Genomic DNA, 20,939 nt, shown 5'->3' with positions numbered 1-20,939 from the left:
CCACGACGCTCGCGTCAACTGCCGTCGTCCCGTACGAGCCTGAGCCGCAGGGCGAGCGCCATGACGCCCGCGCCGAGCGCCGCCACGCCCAGGATCGCGCCGGTCTCCGGCCAGCCCGGCTCGTCCTCGGCCGGCTTCGCCGCGGTCGCCGCCGCGGGGACGGCCTGCGGTCCCTGCCGGGGCCGGACGCCCCCGTGGGCCAGCGAGCCCACCGGGTCGACCTCGCCGGCCGCCTCGAAACCCCAGTCGAGCAGCGAACGGGCCTCCTCGTACACGGCGTGGCCGCCGCCCTCCTGAGGGTTCATCACCGTGACGACCAGGGTGCGTCCGCCGCGGCGGGCGGCGGCGACGAGGGTGTTGCCGGCGTTGCTGGTGTAGCCGTTCTTGACGCCGATCAGCCCCGGGTACGGTGCCACGCCGTCGGCCCCGGTCAGCAGCCGGTTGGTGTTCATGATCCCGTACGAGCCGCCGTCGCGGCCGGGGAACAGCGCGTCGACCCTGGCGCAGTACCGCGCGAAGTCGGGGCGCCGCAGTCCCTCCCGGCCGAACACCGCCAGGTCGTACGCCGACGAGACCTGGCCCGGGGCGTCGTACCCGTCGGGCGAGCGGACGTGGGTGTCGAGGGCGCCGAGCGCGCGGGCCTCGGCCTGCATCCGGGCCGCGGTGGCGCTCCAGCCGCCGGCGAGCGAGGCGAGGACGTGCACGGCGTCGTTCCCGGAGTTGAGGAAGACGCCGTTCCACAGGTCGGAGACGCGGTACGTCTGGCCCTCGACGACACCGACCAGGCTGCTGCCCGGACCGATGCCGGACAGGTCCTCGGTGCTGACCTCGTGCCGGATGCCGCCCGGCAGGGCGGGCAGCACGGTGAGGGCGAACAGCGTCTTGAGAGTGCTGGCCGGCGGCAGCCCGCGGTGCGCGTCGTTCGCCGCCAGCACATCGCCCGTACCGGCGTCGGCCACGACCCAGGACAGGGCGGAGACATCGGGAACCCGGGGCGCTCCGGGGTGCGGCCGGACGTGGGTGCCGGAGCGGTACAGCAGCGACGGCGGGGCCGCCGTGACGCCGCCGGGCGGGCCGGGGTCCGGCCGCTCCGCGGGGGCGGCCGCGGCGGCCGGCACGAGCGTCAGCAGCCCTGCCACGCAGAGCATGCAGCTGGATCGAGCCGCCCGGGATGAGAATCCGATAGTCATACCGCAAACGTAGGAACGGCCCCTCGCACCGCCACGCTGACCGGGCCGGGTCCGCTCCGCAACCACCCGGATGCCGTAGCCGGGCCCGGCGGGCGGTGCCCGTCGGCGCCGCGGGCGCAGGCGTCAGTCGGCGGGCAGCGTCGGCTGCACCTGCCGCAGGAACGTGGCGTTGTCCGGCGTCCGGCGCAGCCGCTCCAGCAGGGTCTCCAGGCCGGACTGCCCGTCCCGGGTTCCCAGCGCCCGCCGCAGCCCGCGCACGGCGGTGGCCTCGGTGGCGGAGAGCAGCAGCTCCTCGCGCCGGGTGCCCGAGCCGACCAGTTCGACGGCCGGGAAGACCCGGTGGGAGGCCAGCTCCCGGCTCAGCCGCAGTTCCATGTTGCCGGTGCCCTTCAGCTCCTCGAAGTAGAAGTCGTCGGCCCGCGAGCCGGTCTCCACCAGGGCGGTGGCGAGGACGGTGAGGGAGCCGCCCTCCTCCGCCTTGCGGGCCGCGCCGAAGAAGCGCTTGGGCCCGAGCAGCGCGCCGGCGTCGACGCCGCCGCTGAGCGTGCGGCCACCGGAGGCGGCGGCGTTGTTGTGCGCCCGGCACAGCCGGGTGAGGGAGTCGAGGAGGATGACGACGTCCTCCCCGGCCTCGACGAGCCGCTTGGCCCGCTCGATCACCAGCTCGGCGAGCGCGATGTGCTGCTTGGCGCTCTGGTCGAAGGTCGAGGAGTACACCTCGCCGCGCACCGAGCGCCGCATGTCGGTGACCTCCTCGGGGCGTTCGTCGAGCAGCACCACCATCAGCCGGGACTCCGGGTGGTTGCCCGCCACCGCGGCGGCGATCTGCTGGAGGAGGACGGTCTTGCCGGTCTTCGGCGGAGCCACGATCAGGCCGCGCTGGCCCTTGCCGACGGGGGCGATCAGATCGGTGACGCGTCCGGTGAGGCCGGCCGCCGGGTGTTCGAGCCGCAGCCGCTCGTGCGGGTGCAGCGGGGTCAGGTCGGCGAAGTGCCGCCGCGCGCTCCGCCGGTCGGGCGTGCGGCCGTTGACGCGGACGACGTCGGTCAGGGTGCGCCGGTCGCCGCACACCCCCTCGACGAGGTCGCCCTTGCGCAGCCCGTGCCGTCGGATCAGCGCGGGGGAGAGGGTGAGGTCGGAGGGCTCGGGATGCAGGCTCCTGCCCCGAAGGCGCCCCTTCCCGCCCGCCTCGATGTCGAGGACACCGCTCGCGATCTCGGTCGGGGACTGCTGTACAGGGGGGTGTTCGAGTGTGGTGGTCATGGTGGTCGGTCCTTTCGAGGACACGGGCATGGGACATGCGGAAGGAAGGGGAAGCCGCGCGAGGGGTCGGACGACACGCCTCCGGACGGCGGGAACAGCACCTCGGACACGGCGGGGCGAAGCCCCTGCTCACGAGGTTGGGCTGAGAAGCGGACGCACCAGGACAGGAGGATCCGCGAACCGAAGGGAAACTGGCACCGGCGCCCCGATCGTCGGGGCGTACACAAGTGCTGAGTGCACTGTAACACGGGACTGTGTGCCGTGGCGGCGGGGTGGGACAGGTGATGTCCCACCCTGCAACGCGGCCGGTGCGAAAGCTGTTCCGTCTTCCGCGATGTGCCGGGCCGGGCTCAGCCGGCCGAACTCGCCCGAGTCTCCTGAGCCTCCTCCGCGATCCGCTCGAACTGCGCGGCCATGGCCGTCTGAAGGGCCTGCGCGCCCGAGAGCGGGCGCACCATCACCGTGAGTTCGGCGATGCGGCCGGACGCGTCGAGGCGCAGGAAGTCGCAGCCGCTGATCTCCCGGTCGCCCACCCGCGCCGCGAAGAGCAGCGCGTGGTCGCGGCCGTCCGCCTCCCCGATGACGCGTTCGTAGCGGAAGTCCTCGAAGACGCGCTCGACCGCGCGCAGGATCGCCGCGGTGATCGCCTTGCCGTGGTAGGGCTTGAAGACGACGGGGCTGGAGAACACCACGTCGTCGGCCAGCAGTGCTTCGACGGCGTCCATGTCGTGTGCCTCGACCGCCGCGCGGAACGCCCGCATCGCCACTCCTTCATACTGAACTATTTGAATAGGTGTCGAGTAGAGTAGTCGTCGTGGGCCGTGCTTGCTAGCGTGTCGACATGTCTCTCAAGTACGCCGTCCTGGCCGCCCTGCTGGAGGGCGAGGCCTCGGGCTACGAGCTGTCCAAGGTGTTCGACGTGTCGCTCGCCAACTTCTGGCCCGCCACGCCGCAGCAGCTCTACCGGGAGCTGGAGCGCCTCGCGGGCGACGGACTCATCGAGGCCCGGACCGTGCCGCAGGAACGCAGGCCCACCAAGCGGCTGTTCTCGCTCACCGAAGCGGGCCGGGAGCAACTGGGCGTCTTCGCGGCCGAGCCGACCCGGCGGCCCACCGCCATCCGCGACGAGTTCCTGATCAAGATGCAGGCCATGGACGGCGTCGACCCGGCGGCGGTCCGCGCGCTGGTCGAGGAGCGCAGGGCCTGGGCGCTGGGCAAGCTCGCCCGCTACGAGCGGGTGCGTGAACGCCTCCTGGACGGCCGCACCGAGGAGGAGCACCTCCGGGAGGCCGACCGCGTCGGGCCCTACCTCACGCTGGCCGCCGGGATCGCGTTCGAGCGGGAGAACGCCCGCTGGTGCGCGTACGCGCTCACCGTGCTCGACGGGCGCCGCGCTCCCGCGGGGCCCGCCGGACAGCCCCTAGGCTGACCGGATGTTCAGCCCCGAGGGCCCCACCCTGCGCGAACTCGCCGTCCAGGCACTGTCGTCGGTCGAGCGCGGTTACGACCTGCTCGCCCCGAAGTTCGACCGGACCCCGTACCGGACTCCGGACCGGGTGCTGGACGCCGTGGCCCGGGCGCTGGAGCCGCTGGGACCCTTCGCCGCCGGTCTCGACCTGTGCTGCGGCACCGGCGCCGGCCTGGACGTGCTGGTCCGGGTGTGCCGACGGAGCGTGACCGGGGTGGACTTCAGCGCCGGGATGCTGGAGGTCGCGCGCGGGCGCACCCTGCCGCGGGGCCCGGCGGCCTCCTGGGTGCGCGCGGACGCCCGCGCCCTGCCGTTCGGCCCCGCCTTCGACCTCGTGGTGAGCTTCGGGGCCTTCGGGCACTTCCTGCCCCGCGAACTGCCGGGCCTGTTCGGCCAGGTGCGCTCCGTGCTGCGGCCGGACGGCTGCTTCGCCTTCCCCGTCGTCGCCCCGCCCCGCCCCGGCTCACCGGGGTACTGGACGCTGCTCGGCTTCGACGCCGCGATGCGGGTGCGCAACGCGCTGTGGCGGCCGCCGTTCGTCATGTACTACCGGACCTTCCGGCTCGGGGACGTGGGGCGCGAGCTGTCGCGGGCCGGCTTCCGGACGGACCTGTACGCCCTGCCGGAGTTCGGGCGCCGCCCCGACGGCAGCCCGCGGGTCCGGCTGGTCGTGGCCCGGCGACTCCCGTAGCGCGCCGGGTCAGCCCGCCGCCGGCAGGGTGAACTCGTAGACCAGGGCGTCCTGCCGGGTGTCCACCAGGAGGTCGGTGATCTCCAGCGGTCGCGCGTACTGGTCGTGCACCCGCCGTACGACCCGGACCGACGCGGTGTCGGGCTGGAGCGTGATGGTGTCCCGGTGATGCAGCGTCAGGCCCGCCCGGCGCATCCAGTCGTAGGCCCGCCGCAGCTGCGCGCGGGCGACCCCGTCGGCGCGGTCGCGATAGCGGGCCAGTTCCTCGACCTCGGCGAGCGCCACCGCGGAAAACGATGTCACGGCCGTCCGCCGGCCGTCGCCCCCGGCCGCCGCCGACGTGTAGTGGTGCATCAGGGTCGGCCGGCCCGGCGCCAGCCCCAGCGCCGCGGCGTGCTCCGGCGGCGGAGTCCCCCAGACCACGGTGGCACGGTCACCGGTGCGCGGCTCCGCCGCCCGGGCGCCGACCGGGAAGACCAGGGGTGCCGCACTCCCGGCCGGCGGCCCCGGCAGCGCGACGTGACTGCCCCGCCGGTCGGTGGTGAGCAGACCGTCCCTGCGCAGCACGTCCAGCGCCTGCCGTACGGTCTCCCGGCTGACGCCGAAGTGCTCCGCCAGCCGGCGCTCACCGGGCAGGCGTTCACCCGGTGGGGCGGTCCCGTCGCGCAACTCGCCCAGCAGCTGGTCCGCCACCCGTCGGTACAGGGGCGCCCGGGCGTCGGCGGTCGGCGGGTCGGCGGGGGACGGGACGTGCGGGGTGGTGCGGGCCATGCCGCGCCTCCTGTTGATGACGTACGGTAGCCGCGCGGGCTCGGTGCGCCACCAGGAGTACCATTGGTCTAAACCAGCTGGGAAGACCGGTCCGCCGGTTCGGCCGAAACACCACCCACGGACCTCAGGCGTGGCGGCTCAGCCAGCGCAGCTTGGCGGCCTCCTGGTACGGCCCGCCGCCCTCGTGATCGTTGAAGTCGTACACCTCGATCGTCTTGTCCTCGTGCGTCCAGGCGTTGAACGCGGCGAAAACGGTCGACGGCGGGCAGGTCTGGTCCTCCAGGGCGGCCGAGAACAGCGCCGGAGCCCGGCCCCGCGCCGCGAAGTGCACACCGTCGAAATAGGACAGCGTGCGCAGCGCGTCCCCGGTCCGGCCGCGGTGCGTCTTCAGGTACAGGCCGACCTCGCGGTAGGGGTGCCGGTCGGTGAGCGTGGTCGCGCGCGGGAAGTCGCACAGGAACGGCACGTCCGGCGCGACGGCGACCAGGTCCGGCACGAGTCCGCCCACCGCGATCGATATGCCGCCGCCCTGGCTCGCGCCCAGCGCGATCGTGCGGGACGGGTCGGTCAGCGGGTGGGAGCGGGCCGCCTCGACGGCGCGCACGGCGTCGGTGAAGACCCGGCGGTAGTAGTAGTTCTCCGGAGCGTCCAGGCCGCGGGTCATGAAGCCCGGGTACGCGGGCGTGCCGCCGACGGGGTCGGGGGTCCCGCCACCGCCGCCCCAGGCGCTGCCCTGGCCGCGGGTGTCCATCACGAAGTGGGCCCGGCCGGTGGACGCCCACAGCAGGTGCTCGTGCGGCAGCCCGCGTCCGCCGCCGTACCCGACGAACTCCACGACCAGCGGCAACGGCTCGGACGCCGCGGCCGGCAGGGTCAGCCAGCCCTTCACCGGGTGACCGCCGAACCCGGCGAACGTCACGTCGTACACCCGCACCGTGGACAGCCCCGTGTCGACCGGTTCGAAGCGGGCGTCCAGGTCGTGCTCGCGGGCCTCGGCGAGCGTCTTGCTCCAGAACGCGTCGAAGTCCTCGGGCTCGGCCGACGCGCTGCGGTAGGCGTGGAGTTCGTCGAGCGGAAGGTCGAACAGGGCCATCGAGAACCGCCTTTGCGGGGAGACGCGTCAGACCGTACGGATGATCACACGGTACGTGAGCGGTTCGTGAAAAGGCCAGGTCCGGCCGTACTCGGGAAGCGCGCGGGCGGGGGTGCGGTCAGGCCCGGCGATGGGTCCACCGAGGCTCGGTGAGGGCCCAGTCGCGGTCCCATTCCGCCATGCGCCGGCGCAGCGCCACCGCTCGTACGGCGCGGTGCGCGAGCAGCACCGTGAGCGCCGTCCCGATGGTGGTGAACGAGCCGATGGTGGCGCTGTGCTGCCAGATCTCGGCACCGTCCGACGGCGGGGGCACGCTCTGGCCGTGGGAGTCCAGCCACACGTCGACGGCGTCCCCGTGCCGGGTGCCGGCCGGCACCCGGGCCGTGGTGCTCTTCTCCGCGCCGTCCGCCGCCCTCCAGTGGACGGTCGCACGGTAGGTGTGCTGTCCGCCGAGCTGTCCCGTCGACAGGGCGTCGGGGGTCCGGTCCACGACCGTGGCACGGACGTGGTGCCGCTCGGCCCGTTGCTCGGCGACGATGGCCCGGGCCTGTCCGTAGCCCCACCACGCGGTGGCGGCACCGAGCAGCGGAGCGGCCACGAACAGCAGGAGGGCGACGACCACCGTGGTCCACGCCTCGACGACGTCCGACCGGCGCCGCAGACGATTGCGCCGCCAGCGCCAGCCGCGTACCCGGGTTCGCATGTCGACCTCCCCGCGATCACCGCGACCGGAGGGGCGGGCGGACGGCCGTCGGGTGCGGGGGCCGCCGTGCCTTCGTGTCGCGCCACGTGTGCGAGTGCCCGCACTAGGACTGGTACCCAGTCCTGCGGGCCTCGCTCACGAACCGGGCGGGATCAGCCGAAGCGTTCGATCCGGATCCGCTCCACCGGCTGTCCGGCCGCCACCAGCAGCCGCGAGGCGTGCTCCGCGAACGCGTTCGACCCGCACACGTACGCCTCCCAGCCGCCGGCGGGCGGCTCGGACAGGAGCGGCGCCAGGTGCGCGGACGTCAGCCGGCCCACGGGCGTCCCGGCCGGCGCGGTGCGGGTGAACACCGGCGTCGTCTCCGCGCCGAACTCACGGGCGTAGATCAGCTCCTCGGGGCCGCGCGCCGACACGAGGAGACGCAGCGGCACCGTCAGGCCCCGCGCCCGGTGGTGCCGCACCATCGACATCAGCGGTACGACGCCGGAACCGGCGCCGAGCAGCAGCGCGGGCCGGTCGCCCGGCCAGGCGAAGAAGCCGCTGAGCGGGCCGCGCACCTCGATCCGGTCGCCGGGCCGCGCCACCGTGTGGAACCAGCCGGACACCTCCCCGTCCGGCACCCGGTCGAGGGTCAGCTCGATGTGCCCCGACTCGTCCGGCGCGGACGCCAGCGAGTAGTGGCGCTGGGCCCGGTAGCCGTCCTCGGCGGTGAGCCGCAGCATCAGGTGCTGGCCGGGCAGGTGGCCCGCCCAGCCGGGCACGGCGAAGCGGAAGGTCGACGCGCCGGGCGTCTCGCGGTGGATCTCGGTGAGCGTGGCCGTCTGCCACGTCCCGGCCACCCGGCCGTTCACCTCGATGCGCCCGGGCACGGCGAACCGCGCCGGGGGTGTGAAGGCCCCTGCCGTGTGCGTGGCTGTCTCAGTCACCGGAGTACCGCTGCTCCTTCCAGGGATTGCCCCGCGCGTGGTAGCCGTTCTGCTCCCAGAAGCCCGGCTCGTCGTGGTCGAGGAGTTCGAGCCCCGCGATCCACTTCACGCTCTTCCAGAAGTACAGGTGCGGCACCACCAGCCGGGCCGGGCCGCCGTGCTCGGGGGCGAGCGGCTCCCCGTCGTACTCCCACACGATCCAGGCCCGTCCGCCGGTGAGGTCGGCGAGCGGCAGGTTCGCCGTGTAGCCGGTGTGCGCGTGGGCGACCGCGTGCGTGGCCGACGGCAGGGGGCCCGCCGCGTCCAGGAAGGCGTCCAGGGACACGCCCCCGAACCGCACCCCGAACTTCGACCAGCCGGTGACGCAGTGGATGTCGCCCGCGTACCCGGACGCCGGCAGCAGGCGGGCCTGTGCCAGGTCCCAGGTGCGGGGCTCGGCCACCAGGCCGCCCACACGGAAGGTCCAGTCGGCCGGCGCGATCTCTGGCGTGACCTCGGCGGACAGCACGGGCCAGTCGTCGCCCGCGTCGTACTGGCCGGGCGGCAGCCCCGGCCGGGCGGCGCGCGGGCGCCCGGTGAAGCCTCGGGTGGTGTTCATGCGGTGGAGCCTTTCGGGCCGCCGGGGCGGGCTGCCCGCGGCCGGCGTGATCAGTGCGTACCCGTCAACGGTACGTGTCCCCGGCGCCGCTCAGACCGGGTCCCCGCCGGGGGCCGCGCCCGGCCACGCGTTGTACCGCTCCAGATACGCGGCGAAGCGGAGCAGGTCCTCCTCGGGCCAGTCGGCCAGCCGCTCCCGGAAGGCGGTCCTGCGGCGCTCGGTGACCCGGTCCAGGGCGTGCCGTCCGGACTCCGTCAGGTGCAGGACCTGGACGCGGTGGTCGTCCGGGTCGACGCGCCGCTCGATCAGCCCGGCGCGCTCCAGCGCGGACACCTGGCGGCTGACGGTGGACTTGTCCAGGGCGTAGTGGGCGGCCAGGTCCGTGGCCCGGCGGCCGTCCCGCTCCTCCAGGTGACCGAGCAGCGTGTACGACACCAGCGACAGTTCCGGATGCATGCGTCCCGCGGAGGCGCGGGCCCGGCGGGCGAAGACCGTCATCTCGCGCTGGATGGTCTCCACGGCCGCGTCCGCGGGGCGTCCGCCGGGAGCGACGGTCGTCTCGTCCGGTGTCTCGGCAGCCGTCACGGTTCCTCCTCCGCTTCTCCTCCGCAGCGCTGGTTGCACAGTACAACTTTGACCAGGAGGTGGCACTGGTCAACCACGTGCGGGAGGCCCTCGGCGTCTGATCATTGGGGTAATGTGACCGTCGGCCGCGGACCGCCCCGGCCGCCGGACGACTGGGAGGTGAGACCGATTACCGCTGTGTCGGCCCGGGTGCTCTCACCTCACGGCAGTGCGGTCACCGGAAACGAGTGACCGGGAGAGCGCCCTTCGGTTCCCGAAAGGCTCTCGGCTTCCATGCCTCCCACCTTCCCCGCTTCGCCCACCCCCGCGTCCTCCCCGGACCTCGTCGCCCCGTTCTCGGCGGCTCTCCCGTCGCGTGACGCCGTCGTGGCCGCGCTGCGTGCCGCAGGATGCGTCTTCGCCGAGGACGAGGCCGCGCTCCTGCTGACCGCCGCCCGCACCGCCGCGGAACTCACCGCGCTGGTCGACCGCCGGGTCACCGGCCTGCCCCTCGAACTGGTCCTGGGCTGGGCCGAGTTCCGCGGCCTGCGCATCGCGGTCGCCCCCGGCGTCTTCGTGCCCCGCCGCCGGACCGAGTTCCTGGTGTCCCAGGCCCTGGCCCACGCACCGCGCGCGAAGGTCGTCGTGGACCTGTGCTGCGGCTCCGGGGCCGTCGGCGCGGCCCTGGCGGCCGCCCTCGACCGTCCCGAGGTGCACGCCGCCGACGTCGATCCCGCCGCGGTGCGCTGCGCCCGCGGCAACCTCGCGGACGCGGGCGGCCGGGTGTACGCCGGTGACCTGTTCGACGCGCTGCCCGACGCGCTGCGCGGCCGGGTGGACATCCTCGCGGCCAACGTGCCGTACGTCCCCACGGACGAGGTCGCCCTGCTGCCCGCCGAGGCCCGCGACCACGAACCGCTGGTCGCCCTGGACGGCGGCACCGACGGCCTCGACGTGCTGCGCAGGGTCGCGGCCGCGGCGCCCGGCTGGCTCGCCCCGGGCGGCTGCCTGCTGGCCGAGACGAGCGAACGCCAGGCGCCCGACGCCGTCGCCGCCTTCACCCGGGCCGGCCTGACCACCCGTCTCGCGGTCTGCGAGGAGCGGTACGCCCACGTGGTGATCGGCGTCAGGGGCTGACCGTCCGCGCCCCGTACCGCGAGCCCGGCGGCGTGGCCCGGGCGATCAGCAGGGCCACGTCGTCGGAGTTCTCCGGCTCGTGCAGGGTGCGCAGCAGCAGGTCGCAGACCTCCTCCAGAGGGCGGTCCGGACCCTCCAGGAGGGCGAGCAGCGCGTCCAGCCGCTCGTCCAGCGGATGTCTGCGCGTCTCGACCAGGCCGTCCGTGTAGAAGACCAGCCGGTCGCCCGGCTCCAGGCCGACCTCGGTGGTGGTGAAGGCGACGCCGCCCACCCCGAGCGGTACCCCGGTGGGCAGGTCCAGCAGCTCGGCCGGCCGGCCGGCCCGCAGGCGGACCGGGGGCAGATGCCCGGCGTTGGCGATCAGGCACCGCCGCCGGTGCGGGTCGTGGACGGCGTACAGACAGGTGGCGATGGCCTGGTCGAGACCCGCCGTGGTCCGCTCCAGGTGCCCGAGCAGCTGCGCGGGGTCCAGTTCGAGGGCGGCCAGGGTGTTCGTCGCGGTGCGCAGCCGCCCCATGGAGGCCGCCGCCGCGATGCCGCTGCCCATCACGTCGCCCACCACCAGCGCGGTCCTGCCGCCCGCCAGCTCGATCACGTCGAACCAGTCGCCGCCGACCTCGCTGGTGCCCCCGGCCGGCTGGTAGCGGGAGGCGACCTCGAGCCCGCCGGTCACCGGCGGATGGCTGGGCAGCAGGCTGCGCTGGAGGGTGAGGGCGGTGTCGCGGGCGTTCTGGTACCAGCGGGCGTTGTCGATCTGCAGCGCCGCCCGCGCGGCCAGCTCCCGGGCCAGCAGCAGGTCGTCCTCGTCGAACGGCACGGGGTTGGCGATCCGCTTCAGGTCCAGGGCGCCGAGCACCTCGCCCCGCGCGATCAGCGGCACGGCCAGGTACGAGTGGACGCCCGCCCGGCGCAGCAGCTCGGCCGCCTCCGGCGAGCGGGCGACGCGTTCCAGGTCCTCCAGCGTCACCCGCGCCACCATCACCGGCCGGCCGGTGCGCACGCACTCGGTGACCAGGCGGTCCGGTCCGTACCGGGCGACCCGGCCGGGCGGGTCGGCCGCCCGCAGCGCGTCCCCGGCGCAGTCGTCGGCGCGCACGGCCAGCGCCCTGATCACCGCGGGTTCGGCCGGCCCCAGCGTGCTGCGCCGGCCCTCGACCACGGCGTCCAGCAGGTCGACGGCGGCGATGTCGGCGAGGCCGGGCACGGCCACGTCGGCCAGCTCGTACGCGGTGCGGTCCAGTTGCAGCGTGGTGCCGATCCGGGCGGAGGCGTCCGCGACGGCGGCCAGCCGGCGCCGCGCGCGCTCGGCCTCGGCCGCCGTCCGGTACTGCTCGGTGACGTCGACGACCGAGACGGCCACACCCAGTACGGCGCCCAGGGCGTCCTCCAGCCGGTACAGCGAGACCGACCAGGTGTGCTCCTCGGCCGGGTCGGAGGGGGTCCGCCCGGTCGCGGTCCGGTCGACGACCGGCCGTCCGGTCTCCAGCACCTCGCGTGCCGCCGCCTCCAGCGGGTCGGCGTCCACCTGCGGCAGCAGCTCACGGATGGTCCGGCCGAGGTGGTCCTCGGCGGGGACGCCGTTCATCCGTTCCAGGGCCGGGTTGACCGAGACGTACCGCAACTCGGAGTCCAGAACGGCCAGACCGATCGGGGACTGCATGATCACCCTCGTGGAGAGGGCGACGTCCCGCTCCAGGCGGCGGACCATCGACTGGTCGGCCGCGAGTCCGAGGGCGTAGACGTCCCCCCGGTCGTCCAGGAGGCGCATGTTGCGGAACTCCACCAGCCGGGTGCCGCCGTCCTTGTGCCGGACGGGGAAGGCGCCGGCCCAGCTCCGGCCGGTCCTCATGACGTCCTCGAACAGCTTCACGACCAGGTCGAGATGGCGTTCGTGGACCATGATGCGGGCGGCGTACCGCCCCAGCGCCTCCCGCGCGGAGTAGCCGAACAGCTCCTCGGCCTGCGGGCTCCACAGGACGATCCGGCCCTCGGCGTCCAGCACGATCGAGGCCACGTTCAGCAGGTCGAGCAGCCCGCTGGGCCGCACCGGGCCACGCGGCGACGGCTCGCCCTCGAACCCGGCAGACCCCGCTGCACTCATCCCACGCCCCGCCTTCGCCGTTCGACGCGGCACGCCCCGCGATGCCGACCTCCTTGTCCCACCGCGTTCCACCGCGCCGAGGACCGGTTCGTCACGGCTCCGCCGTCTCCCCCCAGCATCTCCCCGCAGGCCGGGGAGCGCCGCACGAAGCACGTCCGAAGTTGGTCTGTACATGACTCCGTGGCCGGGTCAGACTGTGCGCCGAGTGCCCCACGCCCGTCCCGTGCCGCCCGGCCACCCCCACCAAGGAGCCCCCGATGCCCCTGCGTGCCCGGCAACGTTGTCACGCCGCCCTGACCGGACTCGCCGTCCTCACCCTCTCCGCCGTCCTCGCGGGCCCGGCCCGGGCGGACGCCGCCGCAGAGGGCGCCCGGGCCGCCGACACCTGGACCGAGGTGGGCTCCGACCGGGCCGACCCGCTGACCGAGAGCCAGGGCCTGGCCTCGGTGGAGGTCCCGGCGGGCAGCCCCAACCGCTACACCGGGATCGGCACCATTCCGCTCGGCCTCAGTGCCCGCGGCTGGAACCACGTCGGCGACCCGGACGCCTCCTACGACGGCCACTACGTCGAGCCGTACCAGCGAGACGACGGCAACACGAAGATGTTCCGCGTGCAGGCACCGGACGGGACCTGGTCGGAGTACGTGCACACGCTGAGCCCCGGCGAGGCGCCGAACAACTCGTGGTCCGCCGTCTCGCCCGACGGGCAGTGGATGCTGGCGGGCGAGTGGGGCACCATGAACCGGCTGCTGGTCTTCCCGACCCCGGGCGTCAACCCCGCCACCTCGCCCTCGGCGAACCTCCCGCAGGCGGCCACCGTCCACCTGGACCACGCCGTGCGCGACGTCCAGGGCTGCGACTTCCTGGACGCCACCACGCTGCTGTGCTCCTCCGACGACCCGGAAGGCACCCTCTTCGGCATCACCAAGCCGCTGCTGAGGATCGACCTGTCGGCGGCGCCGAACGGCACCGCCGACGTCACCGGGCACGTCACCGCGCTGCGGCAGCTGCCCCTGCGCAGCGCCTGCTCCGGGGGCTTCGAGGCGGAGGGCGTCGACTACGACCGGCGTACCGGCACCCTGCGCGTGATCGTCGTGTCGCCCGGGTTCTGCGTGCTCACCGACAGCAAGACGTACCGGTTCACCCGGGGCTGACCCGGCCCCTTCGCGCCGGGCCGCCGGTGGTGCTTTTCTGGTGGTACGGCGAGAGCGGTATCTGCCATGACCACGAGAGGGAGCGATCACGATGGACGGTGAGCGACTGCATCCGGAGTCCGTCTCGGTGGAGCTGAGCGGGTGCAGCAAGGAGGACGCCCGGACCGTGTTCGACACCCTGTGCGCGTGCTTCTCCTCCGACCGGCACACGGGCGACGTGACCCGGGAGTACGACGAGGTGCGCCCGACCGTGTGGCTCGGCACCTTCGACGTGGCCGACGAGCAGCGGGGCGAGTGCGGCCCCGCCCGGCTCGGGGCGTCCGTGGAGGCCGACGCGCAGGGCGGCTACTGGGCGGTCGAGAGGCTCCGCACCACCCTGGACTCCCTGTTCACCGTGCACGACCTGAGTCAGGCCTCCGGGGACCAGGAGCGGGAACTGCACGTACGGCTCGAGAGCCGCTGAGCCGGTCCCGCCGGGTGCGGTGAGGTGTGCGCCACCCCATTGTGCAACTAGTTGCACAATGGGGTGGCCGTCCTCTACAACAGAGGCACGTCACCGCGCACGGAGGGCCCGATGAGCCGTTACCCGCACCTGCTGAGCCCGCTCGACCTGGGCTTCACCACGCTCCCCAACCGGGTCCTGATGGGCTCCATGCATGTCGGCCTGGAGGAGGCCGAGCGCGGGTTCGAGCGGATGGCCGCCTTCTACGCCGCCCGGGCCCGCGGCGGAGTGGGCCTGATCGTCACCGGCGGCATCGCCCCCAACGACGAGGGCCGCCCGTACGAGGGCGGCGCCAAGCTCACCACCGAGGCGGAGGCGGACCGCCACCGTGTGGTCACCGACGCCGTGCACCGCGAGGGCGGCCGCATCGCCCTGCAGATCCTGCACTTCGGCCGCTACGCCTACCACGCCGACCTGGTCGCCCCGAGCCCGCTCCAGGCCCCGATCAGCCCGCACGTGCCGCGCGAGCTGACCGACGCCGAGATCGAGCGCACCATCGACGACTACGTCCGCACCGCCCGCCTCGCCCGCGAGGCCGGGTACGACGGCGTCGAGATCATGGGTTCCGAGGGCTACCTGATCAACGAGTTCATCGCCGCGCGGACCAACCACCGCACCGACCGCTGGGGCGGCTCCTACGAGAACCGCACGCGCTTCCCCGTCGAGATCGTCCGCCGGGTGCGCGAGGCGGTCGGCGAGGACTTCATCGTGATCTACCGCCTCTCCATGCTCGACCTGGTGCCCGGCGGCTCCACCCTCGACGAGGTGATCACCCTCGCCCAGGCCGTCGAGACCGCCGGAGCCACGATCATCAACACCGGCATCGGCTGGCACGAGGCCCGCATCCCCACCATCGCCACCTCCGTGCCCCGCGGCGCCTACACCTGGGTCACCAGGAAGCTGATGGGCCAGGTGGCCGTGCCGCTCGTCACCACCAACCGCATCAACACCCCCGAAGTGGCCGAGGCACTGCTCGCCGAGGGCACGGCCGACATGGTCTCGATGGCCCGCCCGATGCTCGCCGACCCCGACTTCGTCGCCAAGGCCGCGGCCGGCCGCCCCGAGGCCATCAACACCTGCATCGGCTGCAACCAGGCCTGCCTGGATCACACGTTCAGCGGCCGGATCACCTCCTGCCTGGTCAACCCGCGCGCCTGCCACGAGACCGAGCTGGTCCTGTCCCCGACCCGGCGGCGCAAGCGCGTCGCCGTCGTCGGCGCCGGACCGGCCGGCCTCGCCTGCGCGGTGAGCGCCGCCGAACGCGGCCACGAGGTCACCCTGTTCGACGCCGCGAGCGAGATCGGCGGGCAGCTGAACGTCGCCCGCAAGGTCCCCGGCAAGCAGGAGTTCGACGAGACGCTGCGCTACTTCCGTACCCAGCTCGCGGCACACGGCGTCGACGTGCGCCTGAACACCCGCGTCGGCGTCGACGACCTCACCGGCCACGACGAGGTCGTCGTCGCCACCGGCGTCACCCCCCGCACGCCCGACATCCCCGGCGTCGACCACCCCTCCGTCGTCGGTTACCTCGACGTCCTGCGCGAGGGCGCCCCCGTCGGCGAGCGCGTCGCGATCCTCGGCGCGGGCGGCATCGGCTTCGACGTCGCCGAGTACCTCACCGACGGCGGCGACAAGGCGCACGAGGACCCGGAGACGTACTTCCGCCTCTGGGGCGTCGACACCGGCTACCGAGCCCCCGGCGGCCTCGCCGCGCCCGAACGCCCCGCACCGCCGCGCACCGTCCACCTGCTCCAGCGCAAGACGTCCAAGGTCGGGGCGGGACTGGGCCGGACCACCGGCTGGATCCACCGCACTGAGCTCAAGCACCGCGGCGTCACCATGGTCCCGGGCGTCCGCTACGACCGGATCGACGACGCCGGGCTGCACATCACCGTCGGCGACGAGTCCACCGTGCTGGAGGTCGACACGGTCGTCCTGTGCACCGGCCAGGAGCCGAGCCGGGGCCTGTACGACGACCTGGTCGCCGCCGGACACAGCGCACACCTCATCGGCGGCGCCGACGTGGCCGCCGAACTGGACGCCAAGCGCGCCGTCAAGCAGGGCACCGAGCTGGCGGCGGCACTGTAGGGCAGGGCGCGGGCGGAGAGCGGACGGCGGGCGGCCCGTCCCTAGGATGAGGCCATGTCACTCCCGCACGCGATCCTCACCGCCCTGGTCGAAAAGCCGTCCTCGGGGCTGGAGCTGACCCGCCGGTTCGACCGGTCGATCGGCTACTTCTGGTCGGCGACGCACCAGCAGATCTATCGCGAGCTGGGAAAACTGGAGGCGCAGGGCCTGATCCGGGCCCTGCCCGATCGGCAGCCGGCCCGCGGGCAGAAGAAGTCGTACGAGGTCCTGCCCGCGGGCCGCGCCGAACTGTCCCGCTGGACCGCGACCCCGCAGGACCCCAAGCCCCTGCGGGACACGATGCTGCTGCGCCTGCGCGCCGCCGCCGTGGTCGGCACCGACGGGGTCGAGTCGGACCTGAGACGCCACCTGGAGCTGCACGAGCGGCAGTTGGCCGAGTACGAGGAGATCGAGCGGCGCGACTTCCCGCCCGGCCGGGACAGCACCGAGGACCGGCTGCGCCACCTGGTGCTGCGGGCCGGCATCGACCTGGAGACGTTCTGGACCCAGTGGCTCAGGCACGCCCTGGCCCAGTTCGCCGAGCTGCCCGGCGACGAACCGGCCTGACCGGCCCGGCGGCCCCGTGGGCCCCCGCTCAGAACCGGTACGGCTTCGAGCGGCGGCGCAGGAACCAGGCCGCGGCGATGACGCCGGCCCCCACCAGCGCGCCGCCCGCCACCAGGGTGGCCGTGCCGTAGTCCTGGACGGCTCCGCCCAGACCGCCCATGACGCCGCCCGGCGACGCGGACGGGGCGGGGGTGGCGGAGCGGCTCGGCGAGGGCCTGGGGGAGGGGGCCGAGGAGACGATGACCGTCTGGGTGCCCGCGGTGCTGTTGTTGGAGCACATGACGATCACCGTGTACGTGCCCGGCGAGATTCCCGACCAGGCCGCGGACTGGCCCGAACCGCTGCCGGACAGCGCCACCTGGCGTCCCTGGGCGAAGTCCCGCTGACTGCTGGTGAGCAGCGAGGCGGTGCCCCAACTGCCGTTGAGCTGGGCGCAGGCCGTGGTCGTGACCGACACCGTGGTCCCGGTGGTGCTCACGGAGATCCCCGGTCCCGCCGCAGCCGGTCCGGCGGCCAGGGCGACGGGCAGCGCGGCGGCGGCCGCCACCGTGGCACCGGAGCGGAGAAGTGGCGATGAGATGCGCATGTGGACTGCCCTCCGGCGGCACGGTCGGCGGTACATCCTTGCGCCGCCGGGATCGGGAACGCCCGTGCCCCCTCTGGCAGCCAACAGGGCGCCGGCCGGGCCCGCATGCGGAGCGCGACCGGCCAGGTGACGCGTCCGCCGGACCGGACCGCGCCGGACACCTGAGCCGACCGGGCGTCAGGTCACCGGCCCGCTCCCGTGGTCACCTTCCGCTCCGCCGAGAAGCCGCCCCAGGTTCCGTCGGCCAGCCTCGCCCGGACCTTCACCCGGTGCGTGACGCCGGCCTCGCGTCCGGCGTAGAAGCTGTACTCGGCGCGGTCGCGCGGCGCGTCGGCGCCGTAGACCAGCGAGGTCGCCGCCCGGCCGTCCAGGTGGATCTGGTACTCGGTCACCGGGGTCTCCGCGTGCGGCGGGACCCAGGAGAGGTCGAGGTAGTAGGCGCCGTCGGCCCGGTGCGAGGCGGCGCGCAGCCGCGTGGGCGCGGTGGCGTGTCCGTCGTCGGTGCCCGGGGTGGTGAGCCGGACGGCGGCGCCCGCGGGGGAGACGTTGTCGGCGGCGTCCCGCGCCCGCACGGTGAACGAGTAGCGGGTGCCCGCCCGCAGCCCCGTGACCACGGCCGCCGTCTGATGGCCACCGACGCTGTGGACCTTCGTGCCGCCCTGGTAGACGTCGTACGACACCACACCCTGGTTGTCCTTCGCGGCCGACCAGGTGAGCTGGACCGCACGGCCGCCCGCCGCCCGGCCGTGGACGTCCCCCGGGCGGGTCGGAGCGGAGTCGTCGGCGACCGCGCCGGGAGTGGTCGCCCGCACCTCCCGGCTGCGCGGACCGAGCCTCCCGTCGGCGTCCCGCGCCCGCACGGTGAAGACGTACGCCGTCGAGGGGCGCAGCCGGACGACGTCCACCATCCGCTCGGCCGCCGGCACCTCCTTCACCAGGGTGCCCCCGCGGTAGACCTCGTAGGTCTCGACGTCCTCGACCGCGTTCCACATCACGTGCACGGTGGTCGCGCTGCCGGCCTTCGCGGTGACGCCCGTGGGTACCGCGGGCAGACCGCCGCCCTCACCGCCACCGTCCCCGGCCGAGCCCCAGCCGCAGGACGTGAGCAGGAGGAGCGCCCCGCAGAACAGGGCGCAGCGGCGCGGGAGAGCGGGAACGGAAACCTCGCGCACGGCTCTGCCTCCCCGGTGGCGCCGGCTTCGACGGCGACGGCTGTAAAGGTCCGGACCAATATGCCGCCGTGGCGCGATCACATCAAGAGGGCCGCGGGTGAACCGCACCCGGGCGGGTTACGTATGCTGAGTCACCTCACGGCCGAACTCCCGGGAAACCCGGGGAAGTTCGCGCCGACGGCGCGCGGACCGCTGTCGTCGCCGACCCGCGCCGGCATGAGCGGCCGGGTGGGCCGGAGCCGGACCAGGCCCGGCCCGCCCGCCCCCGGTCGCGCGTCCCCGGGACGCGGGGCGCACGGCGGGCGTGCACCGTCTGGCCCTGTGAAAGGTGGCCGCGCGAGCGTTTGGGGGACACATGGGGCCGAGTGCCCGCCCATGTCCCCGAGGAGAGGTCCCATCGTGCGTGTCCAGTCGCTGACACTGGTCGCGGCCAGCGCCGCCCTGCTCGCCCCCACGACGTTCCCCGACGCTCCGCCCCCGCCGCGCCCCCACCCGCCGGCGCGGGTCCTGCTGCCCGGCGTCCTGGACCGGACCGGGAGCCTGCGCGCGGACCGGTCCGGAGTCCGAACGGGCCCCGTTCCGCACGTCCCGGCCGGGCCGTCCGAACCCCGCTCGCGGGCCGGGGCCCGTCCGCAGCGGGACGGGAGCGGGGAACCCGTCCGCGCCGCCGACCTGCTGGCCAAGGTGCGGGACTGCGCACCCGTCTCGCGCGGGCGCTACCGCAGCGACGCCGGAGCACCGGCGGACATCCCGGTGTGCGGCACGCGGGACGCCGTGTACTGGAAGGCCGACCTGGACGTCGACTGCGACGGCCGGCCCGGCGACCGGTGCAACGCCCGCACCGACCCGCAGTTCAGCCCCGCCACCGCGTTCACGGAGTCCGACGGCCGCCCGCTGGACGCCGAACGCCTGCCCTACGTCGTCGTGCCCGGACCCAGCGACACCTGGGACCACCGCGAGGACGACGTCCGCGGCGGATCGCTCGCGGCCCTCGTCCACGGGGACCGGGTGCGGTACGCGGTCGTCGGCGACGTCGGCCCGAGCGAGCTGATCGGCGAGGCCTCCTACGCCGCCGCACGCTCCCTCGGCATCCCGGCGGACCCCGCGGGCGGCGGCGTGGCCTCCGACGTCACGTACATCGTCTTCAAGGGCAGTGAGGCCGAGCCCATCGAGGACACGGCCGCGGCCGAGAAGGCGGGGGAGCGGCTGGCGCGGCGGTTCGTGGCCGGGGACTGAGCGGACCGGGCGGGGCCCTGCGCCCGGACCTCCCGGCCGGACCCTTCGATCAGACCTTCCGGTAGGAGTACGCCTCCGCGGCCGCCGCCTCCACGGCCGCGAGGTCGGCGCCCGTCGAGGCCGTGACGACCGCCGCCACCGCGCCCTCCACGAAGGGCGCGTCCACCAGCCGGGTGTTCTCCGGGAGTTCGTCGCCCTCGGCGAGCAGCGCCTTGACGGTGAGCACCGCACTGCCCAGGTCGGTGAGGACGGCGACGCCCGCGCCCCGGTCCACGGACGCGGCGGCGGCCGCGACCAGTTCCGAACTGGTCCCGAACTCCCCGGACGCGGTACCGCCCGCGGGGGCGACCGCCACGGCCCCGGCGCCGCCCGACAGGGCCTTCGCCAGCTCCGCCACCGACGCGGCGACCTCGGCGCTGTGGGACACCAGCACGACGCCCACCAGTTTCTCGTCACTCACCGGCCGCCTCCTTCAGCGCCTCGAAGAGCAGGGCGGCCGAGGTCGCCCCCGGGTCCTGGTGTCCGATGCTGCGCTCACCCAGATAGCTCGCCCTGCCCTTGCGGGCCTGCATCGGCGTGGTCGCCTCGGCCCCGTCCGCGGCCGCCGTACGGGCCGCCGCGAAGGAGTCGCCCAGGGCGTCCACGGCGGGCACCAGGGCGTCCACCATCGTCTTGTCCCCCGGGGCGGCACCGCCGAGCGTCCGGACGGCGTCCACGCCCGCCCGCAACGCCTCGGCCAGCTGCTCCGCGCTCACCTCGGGGGAGTCCCCGAGGGCCTTGCCGGTACGGCGCAGCAGCGTCCCGTACAGGGGCCCCGAGGCACCGCCGACCGTGGAGATGAGCTGCCGCCCGGCGAGGATCAGGACGGCGCCGGGAGTGTCGGGCGCCTCCTTCTCCAGCGTGGCGGCCACGGCGGTGAACCCGCGCTGGAGATTGCTGCCGTGGTCGGCGTCGCCGATGGGTGAGTCGAGGGCGGTGAGCCGCTCCGCCTCGCGGTCGACCAGCGCGGTGGCCGCCGTCATCCAACGGCGGAAGAAGTCGGCGTCGAGCACAGGATCTCCTTGCCTGGTAGGTACGTGGCGATTCT

The 20,939-nt window shown here is 74.4% G+C and carries 22 protein-coding genes; 8 read left to right on the top strand and 14 right to left on the bottom strand.

The features are described from left to right. Positions 1-14: 14 nt before the first annotated feature. From BZZ08_RS07860 to BZZ08_RS07850, 3 genes are all read right to left on the bottom strand, one after another. Positions 15-1,190 (bottom strand): D-alanyl-D-alanine carboxypeptidase family protein, encoded by a 1,176-nt coding sequence (locus tag BZZ08_RS07860; protein ID WP_198601353.1) that lies wholly within the window; start codon positions 1,188-1,190, stop codon positions 15-17. A 123-nt stretch (positions 1,191-1,313) separates the two neighbouring features. Beyond that, positions 1,314-2,453, bottom strand: coding sequence for a transcription termination factor Rho (gene rho / locus BZZ08_RS07855; protein WP_104631406.1), 1,140 nt, complete (start codon positions 2,451-2,453; stop codon positions 1,314-1,316). Positions 2,454-2,803: 350 nt separating this feature from the next. Continuing rightward, positions 2,804-3,214, bottom strand: a complete 411-nt coding sequence (locus BZZ08_RS07850) for a nuclear transport factor 2 family protein (protein ID WP_104631405.1) — start codon at positions 3,212-3,214, stop codon at positions 2,804-2,806. Positions 3,215-3,294: 80 nt separating this feature from the next. Between BZZ08_RS07850 and BZZ08_RS07845 the strand changes: the two genes are divergently transcribed. Further along, complete coding sequence (locus BZZ08_RS07845) at positions 3,295-3,882, top strand: PadR family transcriptional regulator (RefSeq protein WP_104631404.1); 588 nt, start codon at positions 3,295-3,297, stop codon at positions 3,880-3,882. 4 nt (positions 3,883-3,886) lie between these two features. After that, the gene (locus BZZ08_RS07840) at positions 3,887-4,612 is read left to right on the top strand and encodes a class I SAM-dependent methyltransferase (RefSeq protein WP_104631403.1); all 726 of its coding nucleotides are present in this window, start codon (positions 3,887-3,889) and stop codon (positions 4,610-4,612) included. A 9-nt stretch (positions 4,613-4,621) separates the two neighbouring features. On the opposite strand, the gene BZZ08_RS07835 is transcribed toward BZZ08_RS07840, so the two are convergent. The 6 genes from BZZ08_RS07835 to BZZ08_RS07810 all read right to left on the bottom strand — a co-directional run bounded on the left by BZZ08_RS07835 (position 4,622) and on the right by BZZ08_RS07810 (position 9,291). Next, the gene (locus tag BZZ08_RS07835; RefSeq protein ID WP_104631402.1) at positions 4,622-5,383 is read right to left on the bottom strand and encodes a GntR family transcriptional regulator; all 762 of its coding nucleotides are present in this window, start codon (positions 5,381-5,383) and stop codon (positions 4,622-4,624) included. A 124-nt stretch (positions 5,384-5,507) separates the two neighbouring features. Continuing rightward, entirely contained in the window at positions 5,508-6,476 is a 969-nt protein-coding gene (locus tag BZZ08_RS07830) for an acetylxylan esterase (protein WP_104631401.1), read from the bottom strand. Between the two features lie 118 nt (positions 6,477-6,594). Continuing rightward, entirely contained in the window at positions 6,595-7,179 is a 585-nt protein-coding gene (locus BZZ08_RS07825; protein ID WP_104631400.1) for an Rv1733c family protein, read from the bottom strand. Positions 7,180-7,331: 152 nt separating this feature from the next. Beyond that, positions 7,332-8,108 carry a ferredoxin reductase gene (locus tag BZZ08_RS07820; RefSeq protein ID WP_241965404.1) on the bottom strand — a complete coding sequence of 259 codons (777 nt, stop codon included), beginning with the start codon at positions 8,106-8,108 and terminating at the stop codon, positions 7,332-7,334. Beyond that, positions 8,101-8,706 (bottom strand): sulfite oxidase-like oxidoreductase, encoded by a 606-nt coding sequence (locus BZZ08_RS07815; protein ID WP_104631399.1) that lies wholly within the window; start codon positions 8,704-8,706, stop codon positions 8,101-8,103. Before BZZ08_RS07815 ends, BZZ08_RS07820 begins: the two co-directional genes overlap by 8 nt. Positions 8,707-8,796: 90 nt before the next feature. Further along, on the bottom strand, positions 8,797-9,291 hold the full coding sequence (locus tag BZZ08_RS07810; RefSeq protein WP_104631398.1) for a MarR family winged helix-turn-helix transcriptional regulator: 495 nt from the start codon (positions 9,289-9,291) through the stop codon (positions 8,797-8,799). A gap of 273 nt (positions 9,292-9,564) precedes the next feature. Here BZZ08_RS07810 and BZZ08_RS07805 point away from each other — a divergent pair, with 273 nt between their 5' ends. Continuing rightward, complete coding sequence (locus BZZ08_RS07805) at positions 9,565-10,407, top strand: putative protein N(5)-glutamine methyltransferase (protein WP_104631397.1); 843 nt, start codon at positions 9,565-9,567, stop codon at positions 10,405-10,407. Here the strand turns inward: BZZ08_RS07805 and BZZ08_RS07800 are convergent. Beyond that, the gene (locus BZZ08_RS07800) at positions 10,397-12,508 is read right to left on the bottom strand and encodes a SpoIIE family protein phosphatase (protein WP_104631396.1); all 2,112 of its coding nucleotides are present in this window, start codon (positions 12,506-12,508) and stop codon (positions 10,397-10,399) included. The genes BZZ08_RS07805 and BZZ08_RS07800 overlap by 11 nt on opposite strands. Positions 12,509-12,765: 257 nt before the next feature. Between BZZ08_RS07800 and BZZ08_RS07795 the strand changes: the two genes are divergently transcribed. From BZZ08_RS07795 to BZZ08_RS07780, 4 genes are all read left to right on the top strand, one after another. Then, positions 12,766-13,662: a hypothetical protein gene (locus BZZ08_RS07795; protein ID WP_104631395.1), complete on the top strand. Its 897-nt coding sequence runs from the start codon at positions 12,766-12,768 to the stop codon at positions 13,660-13,662. A 91-nt stretch (positions 13,663-13,753) separates the two neighbouring features. Beyond that, the gene (locus BZZ08_RS07790) at positions 13,754-14,125 is read left to right on the top strand and encodes a hypothetical protein (RefSeq protein ID WP_104631394.1); all 372 of its coding nucleotides are present in this window, start codon (positions 13,754-13,756) and stop codon (positions 14,123-14,125) included. A gap of 111 nt (positions 14,126-14,236) precedes the next feature. Then, the gene (locus BZZ08_RS07785) at positions 14,237-16,252 is read left to right on the top strand and encodes an NADPH-dependent 2,4-dienoyl-CoA reductase (RefSeq protein WP_104631393.1); all 2,016 of its coding nucleotides are present in this window, start codon (positions 14,237-14,239) and stop codon (positions 16,250-16,252) included. A 54-nt stretch (positions 16,253-16,306) separates the two neighbouring features. Beyond that, a complete protein-coding gene (locus BZZ08_RS07780) occupies positions 16,307-16,858 on the top strand; it encodes a PadR family transcriptional regulator (protein ID WP_104631392.1) in 552 nt (183 codons plus the stop codon). 28 nt (positions 16,859-16,886) lie between these two features. On the opposite strand, the gene BZZ08_RS07775 is transcribed toward BZZ08_RS07780, so the two are convergent. Next, positions 16,887-17,444 carry a hypothetical protein gene (locus BZZ08_RS07775; RefSeq protein ID WP_198601352.1) on the bottom strand — a complete coding sequence of 186 codons (558 nt, stop codon included), beginning with the start codon at positions 17,442-17,444 and terminating at the stop codon, positions 16,887-16,889. 182 nt (positions 17,445-17,626) lie between these two features. Further along, positions 17,627-18,616, bottom strand: coding sequence for a fibronectin type III domain-containing protein (locus tag BZZ08_RS07770; RefSeq protein ID WP_104631390.1), 990 nt, complete (start codon positions 18,614-18,616; stop codon positions 17,627-17,629). Between the two features lie 399 nt (positions 18,617-19,015). Here BZZ08_RS07770 and BZZ08_RS07765 point away from each other — a divergent pair, with 399 nt between their 5' ends. Further along, positions 19,016-19,852 carry a glycoside hydrolase family 75 protein gene (locus BZZ08_RS07765; RefSeq protein ID WP_198601351.1) on the top strand — a complete coding sequence of 279 codons (837 nt, stop codon included), beginning with the start codon at positions 19,016-19,018 and terminating at the stop codon, positions 19,850-19,852. Positions 19,853-19,901: 49 nt separating this feature from the next. Here the strand turns inward: BZZ08_RS07765 and BZZ08_RS07760 are convergent, their stop codons facing one another. Beyond that, positions 19,902-20,312 carry a PTS-dependent dihydroxyacetone kinase phosphotransferase subunit DhaM gene (locus tag BZZ08_RS07760; RefSeq protein ID WP_030182406.1) on the bottom strand — a complete coding sequence of 137 codons (411 nt, stop codon included), beginning with the start codon at positions 20,310-20,312 and terminating at the stop codon, positions 19,902-19,904. Continuing rightward, entirely contained in the window at positions 20,305-20,904 is a 600-nt protein-coding gene (gene dhaL, locus BZZ08_RS07755) for a dihydroxyacetone kinase subunit DhaL (RefSeq protein ID WP_104631388.1), read from the bottom strand. The genes BZZ08_RS07760 and dhaL overlap by 8 nt, the downstream gene beginning before the upstream one ends. Between the last annotated feature and the right edge of the window lie 35 nt (positions 20,905-20,939).

Source organism: Streptomyces sp. MH60, from assembly GCF_002939385.1.
Lineage (GTDB): Bacteria > Actinomycetota > Actinomycetes > Streptomycetales > Streptomycetaceae > Streptomyces.
The sequence above is the reverse complement of the archived record's forward strand: the minus strand, read 5'-3'. Positions and strand labels throughout refer to the sequence as shown.

Bases quoted from the DNA above. Each gene is read 5' to 3' on its own strand.
- BZZ08_RS07860 (WP_198601353.1), bottom strand. From the start codon at position 1,190: ATGACTATCGGATTCTCATCCCGGGCGGCTCGATCCAGCTGCATGCTC.
- rho (WP_104631406.1), bottom strand. From the start codon at position 2,453: ATGACCACCACACTCGAACACCCCCCTGTACAGCAGTCCCCGACCGAG.
- BZZ08_RS07850 (WP_104631405.1), bottom strand. From the start codon at position 3,214: ATGCGGGCGTTCCGCGCGGCGGTCGAGGCACACGACATGGACGCCGTC.
- BZZ08_RS07845 (WP_104631404.1), top strand. From the start codon at position 3,295: ATGTCTCTCAAGTACGCCGTCCTGGCCGCCCTGCTGGAGGGCGAGGCC.
- BZZ08_RS07840 (WP_104631403.1), top strand. From the start codon at position 3,887: ATGTTCAGCCCCGAGGGCCCCACCCTGCGCGAACTCGCCGTCCAGGCA.
- BZZ08_RS07835 (WP_104631402.1), bottom strand. From the start codon at position 5,383: ATGGCCCGCACCACCCCGCACGTCCCGTCCCCCGCCGACCCGCCGACC.
- BZZ08_RS07830 (WP_104631401.1), bottom strand. From the start codon at position 6,476: ATGGCCCTGTTCGACCTTCCGCTCGACGAACTCCACGCCTACCGCAGC.
- BZZ08_RS07825 (WP_104631400.1), bottom strand. From the start codon at position 7,179: ATGCGAACCCGGGTACGCGGCTGGCGCTGGCGGCGCAATCGTCTGCGG.
- BZZ08_RS07815 (WP_104631399.1), bottom strand. From the start codon at position 8,706: ATGAACACCACCCGAGGCTTCACCGGGCGCCCGCGCGCCGCCCGGCCG.
- BZZ08_RS07805 (WP_104631397.1), top strand. From the start codon at position 9,565: ATGCCTCCCACCTTCCCCGCTTCGCCCACCCCCGCGTCCTCCCCGGAC.
- BZZ08_RS07800 (WP_104631396.1), bottom strand. From the start codon at position 12,508: ATGAGTGCAGCGGGGTCTGCCGGGTTCGAGGGCGAGCCGTCGCCGCGT.
- BZZ08_RS07795 (WP_104631395.1), top strand. From the start codon at position 12,766: ATGCCCCTGCGTGCCCGGCAACGTTGTCACGCCGCCCTGACCGGACTC.
- BZZ08_RS07790 (WP_104631394.1), top strand. From the start codon at position 13,754: ATGGACGGTGAGCGACTGCATCCGGAGTCCGTCTCGGTGGAGCTGAGC.
- BZZ08_RS07785 (WP_104631393.1), top strand. From the start codon at position 14,237: ATGAGCCGTTACCCGCACCTGCTGAGCCCGCTCGACCTGGGCTTCACC.
- BZZ08_RS07780 (WP_104631392.1), top strand. From the start codon at position 16,307: ATGTCACTCCCGCACGCGATCCTCACCGCCCTGGTCGAAAAGCCGTCC.
- BZZ08_RS07775 (WP_198601352.1), bottom strand. From the start codon at position 17,444: ATGCGCATCTCATCGCCACTTCTCCGCTCCGGTGCCACGGTGGCGGCC.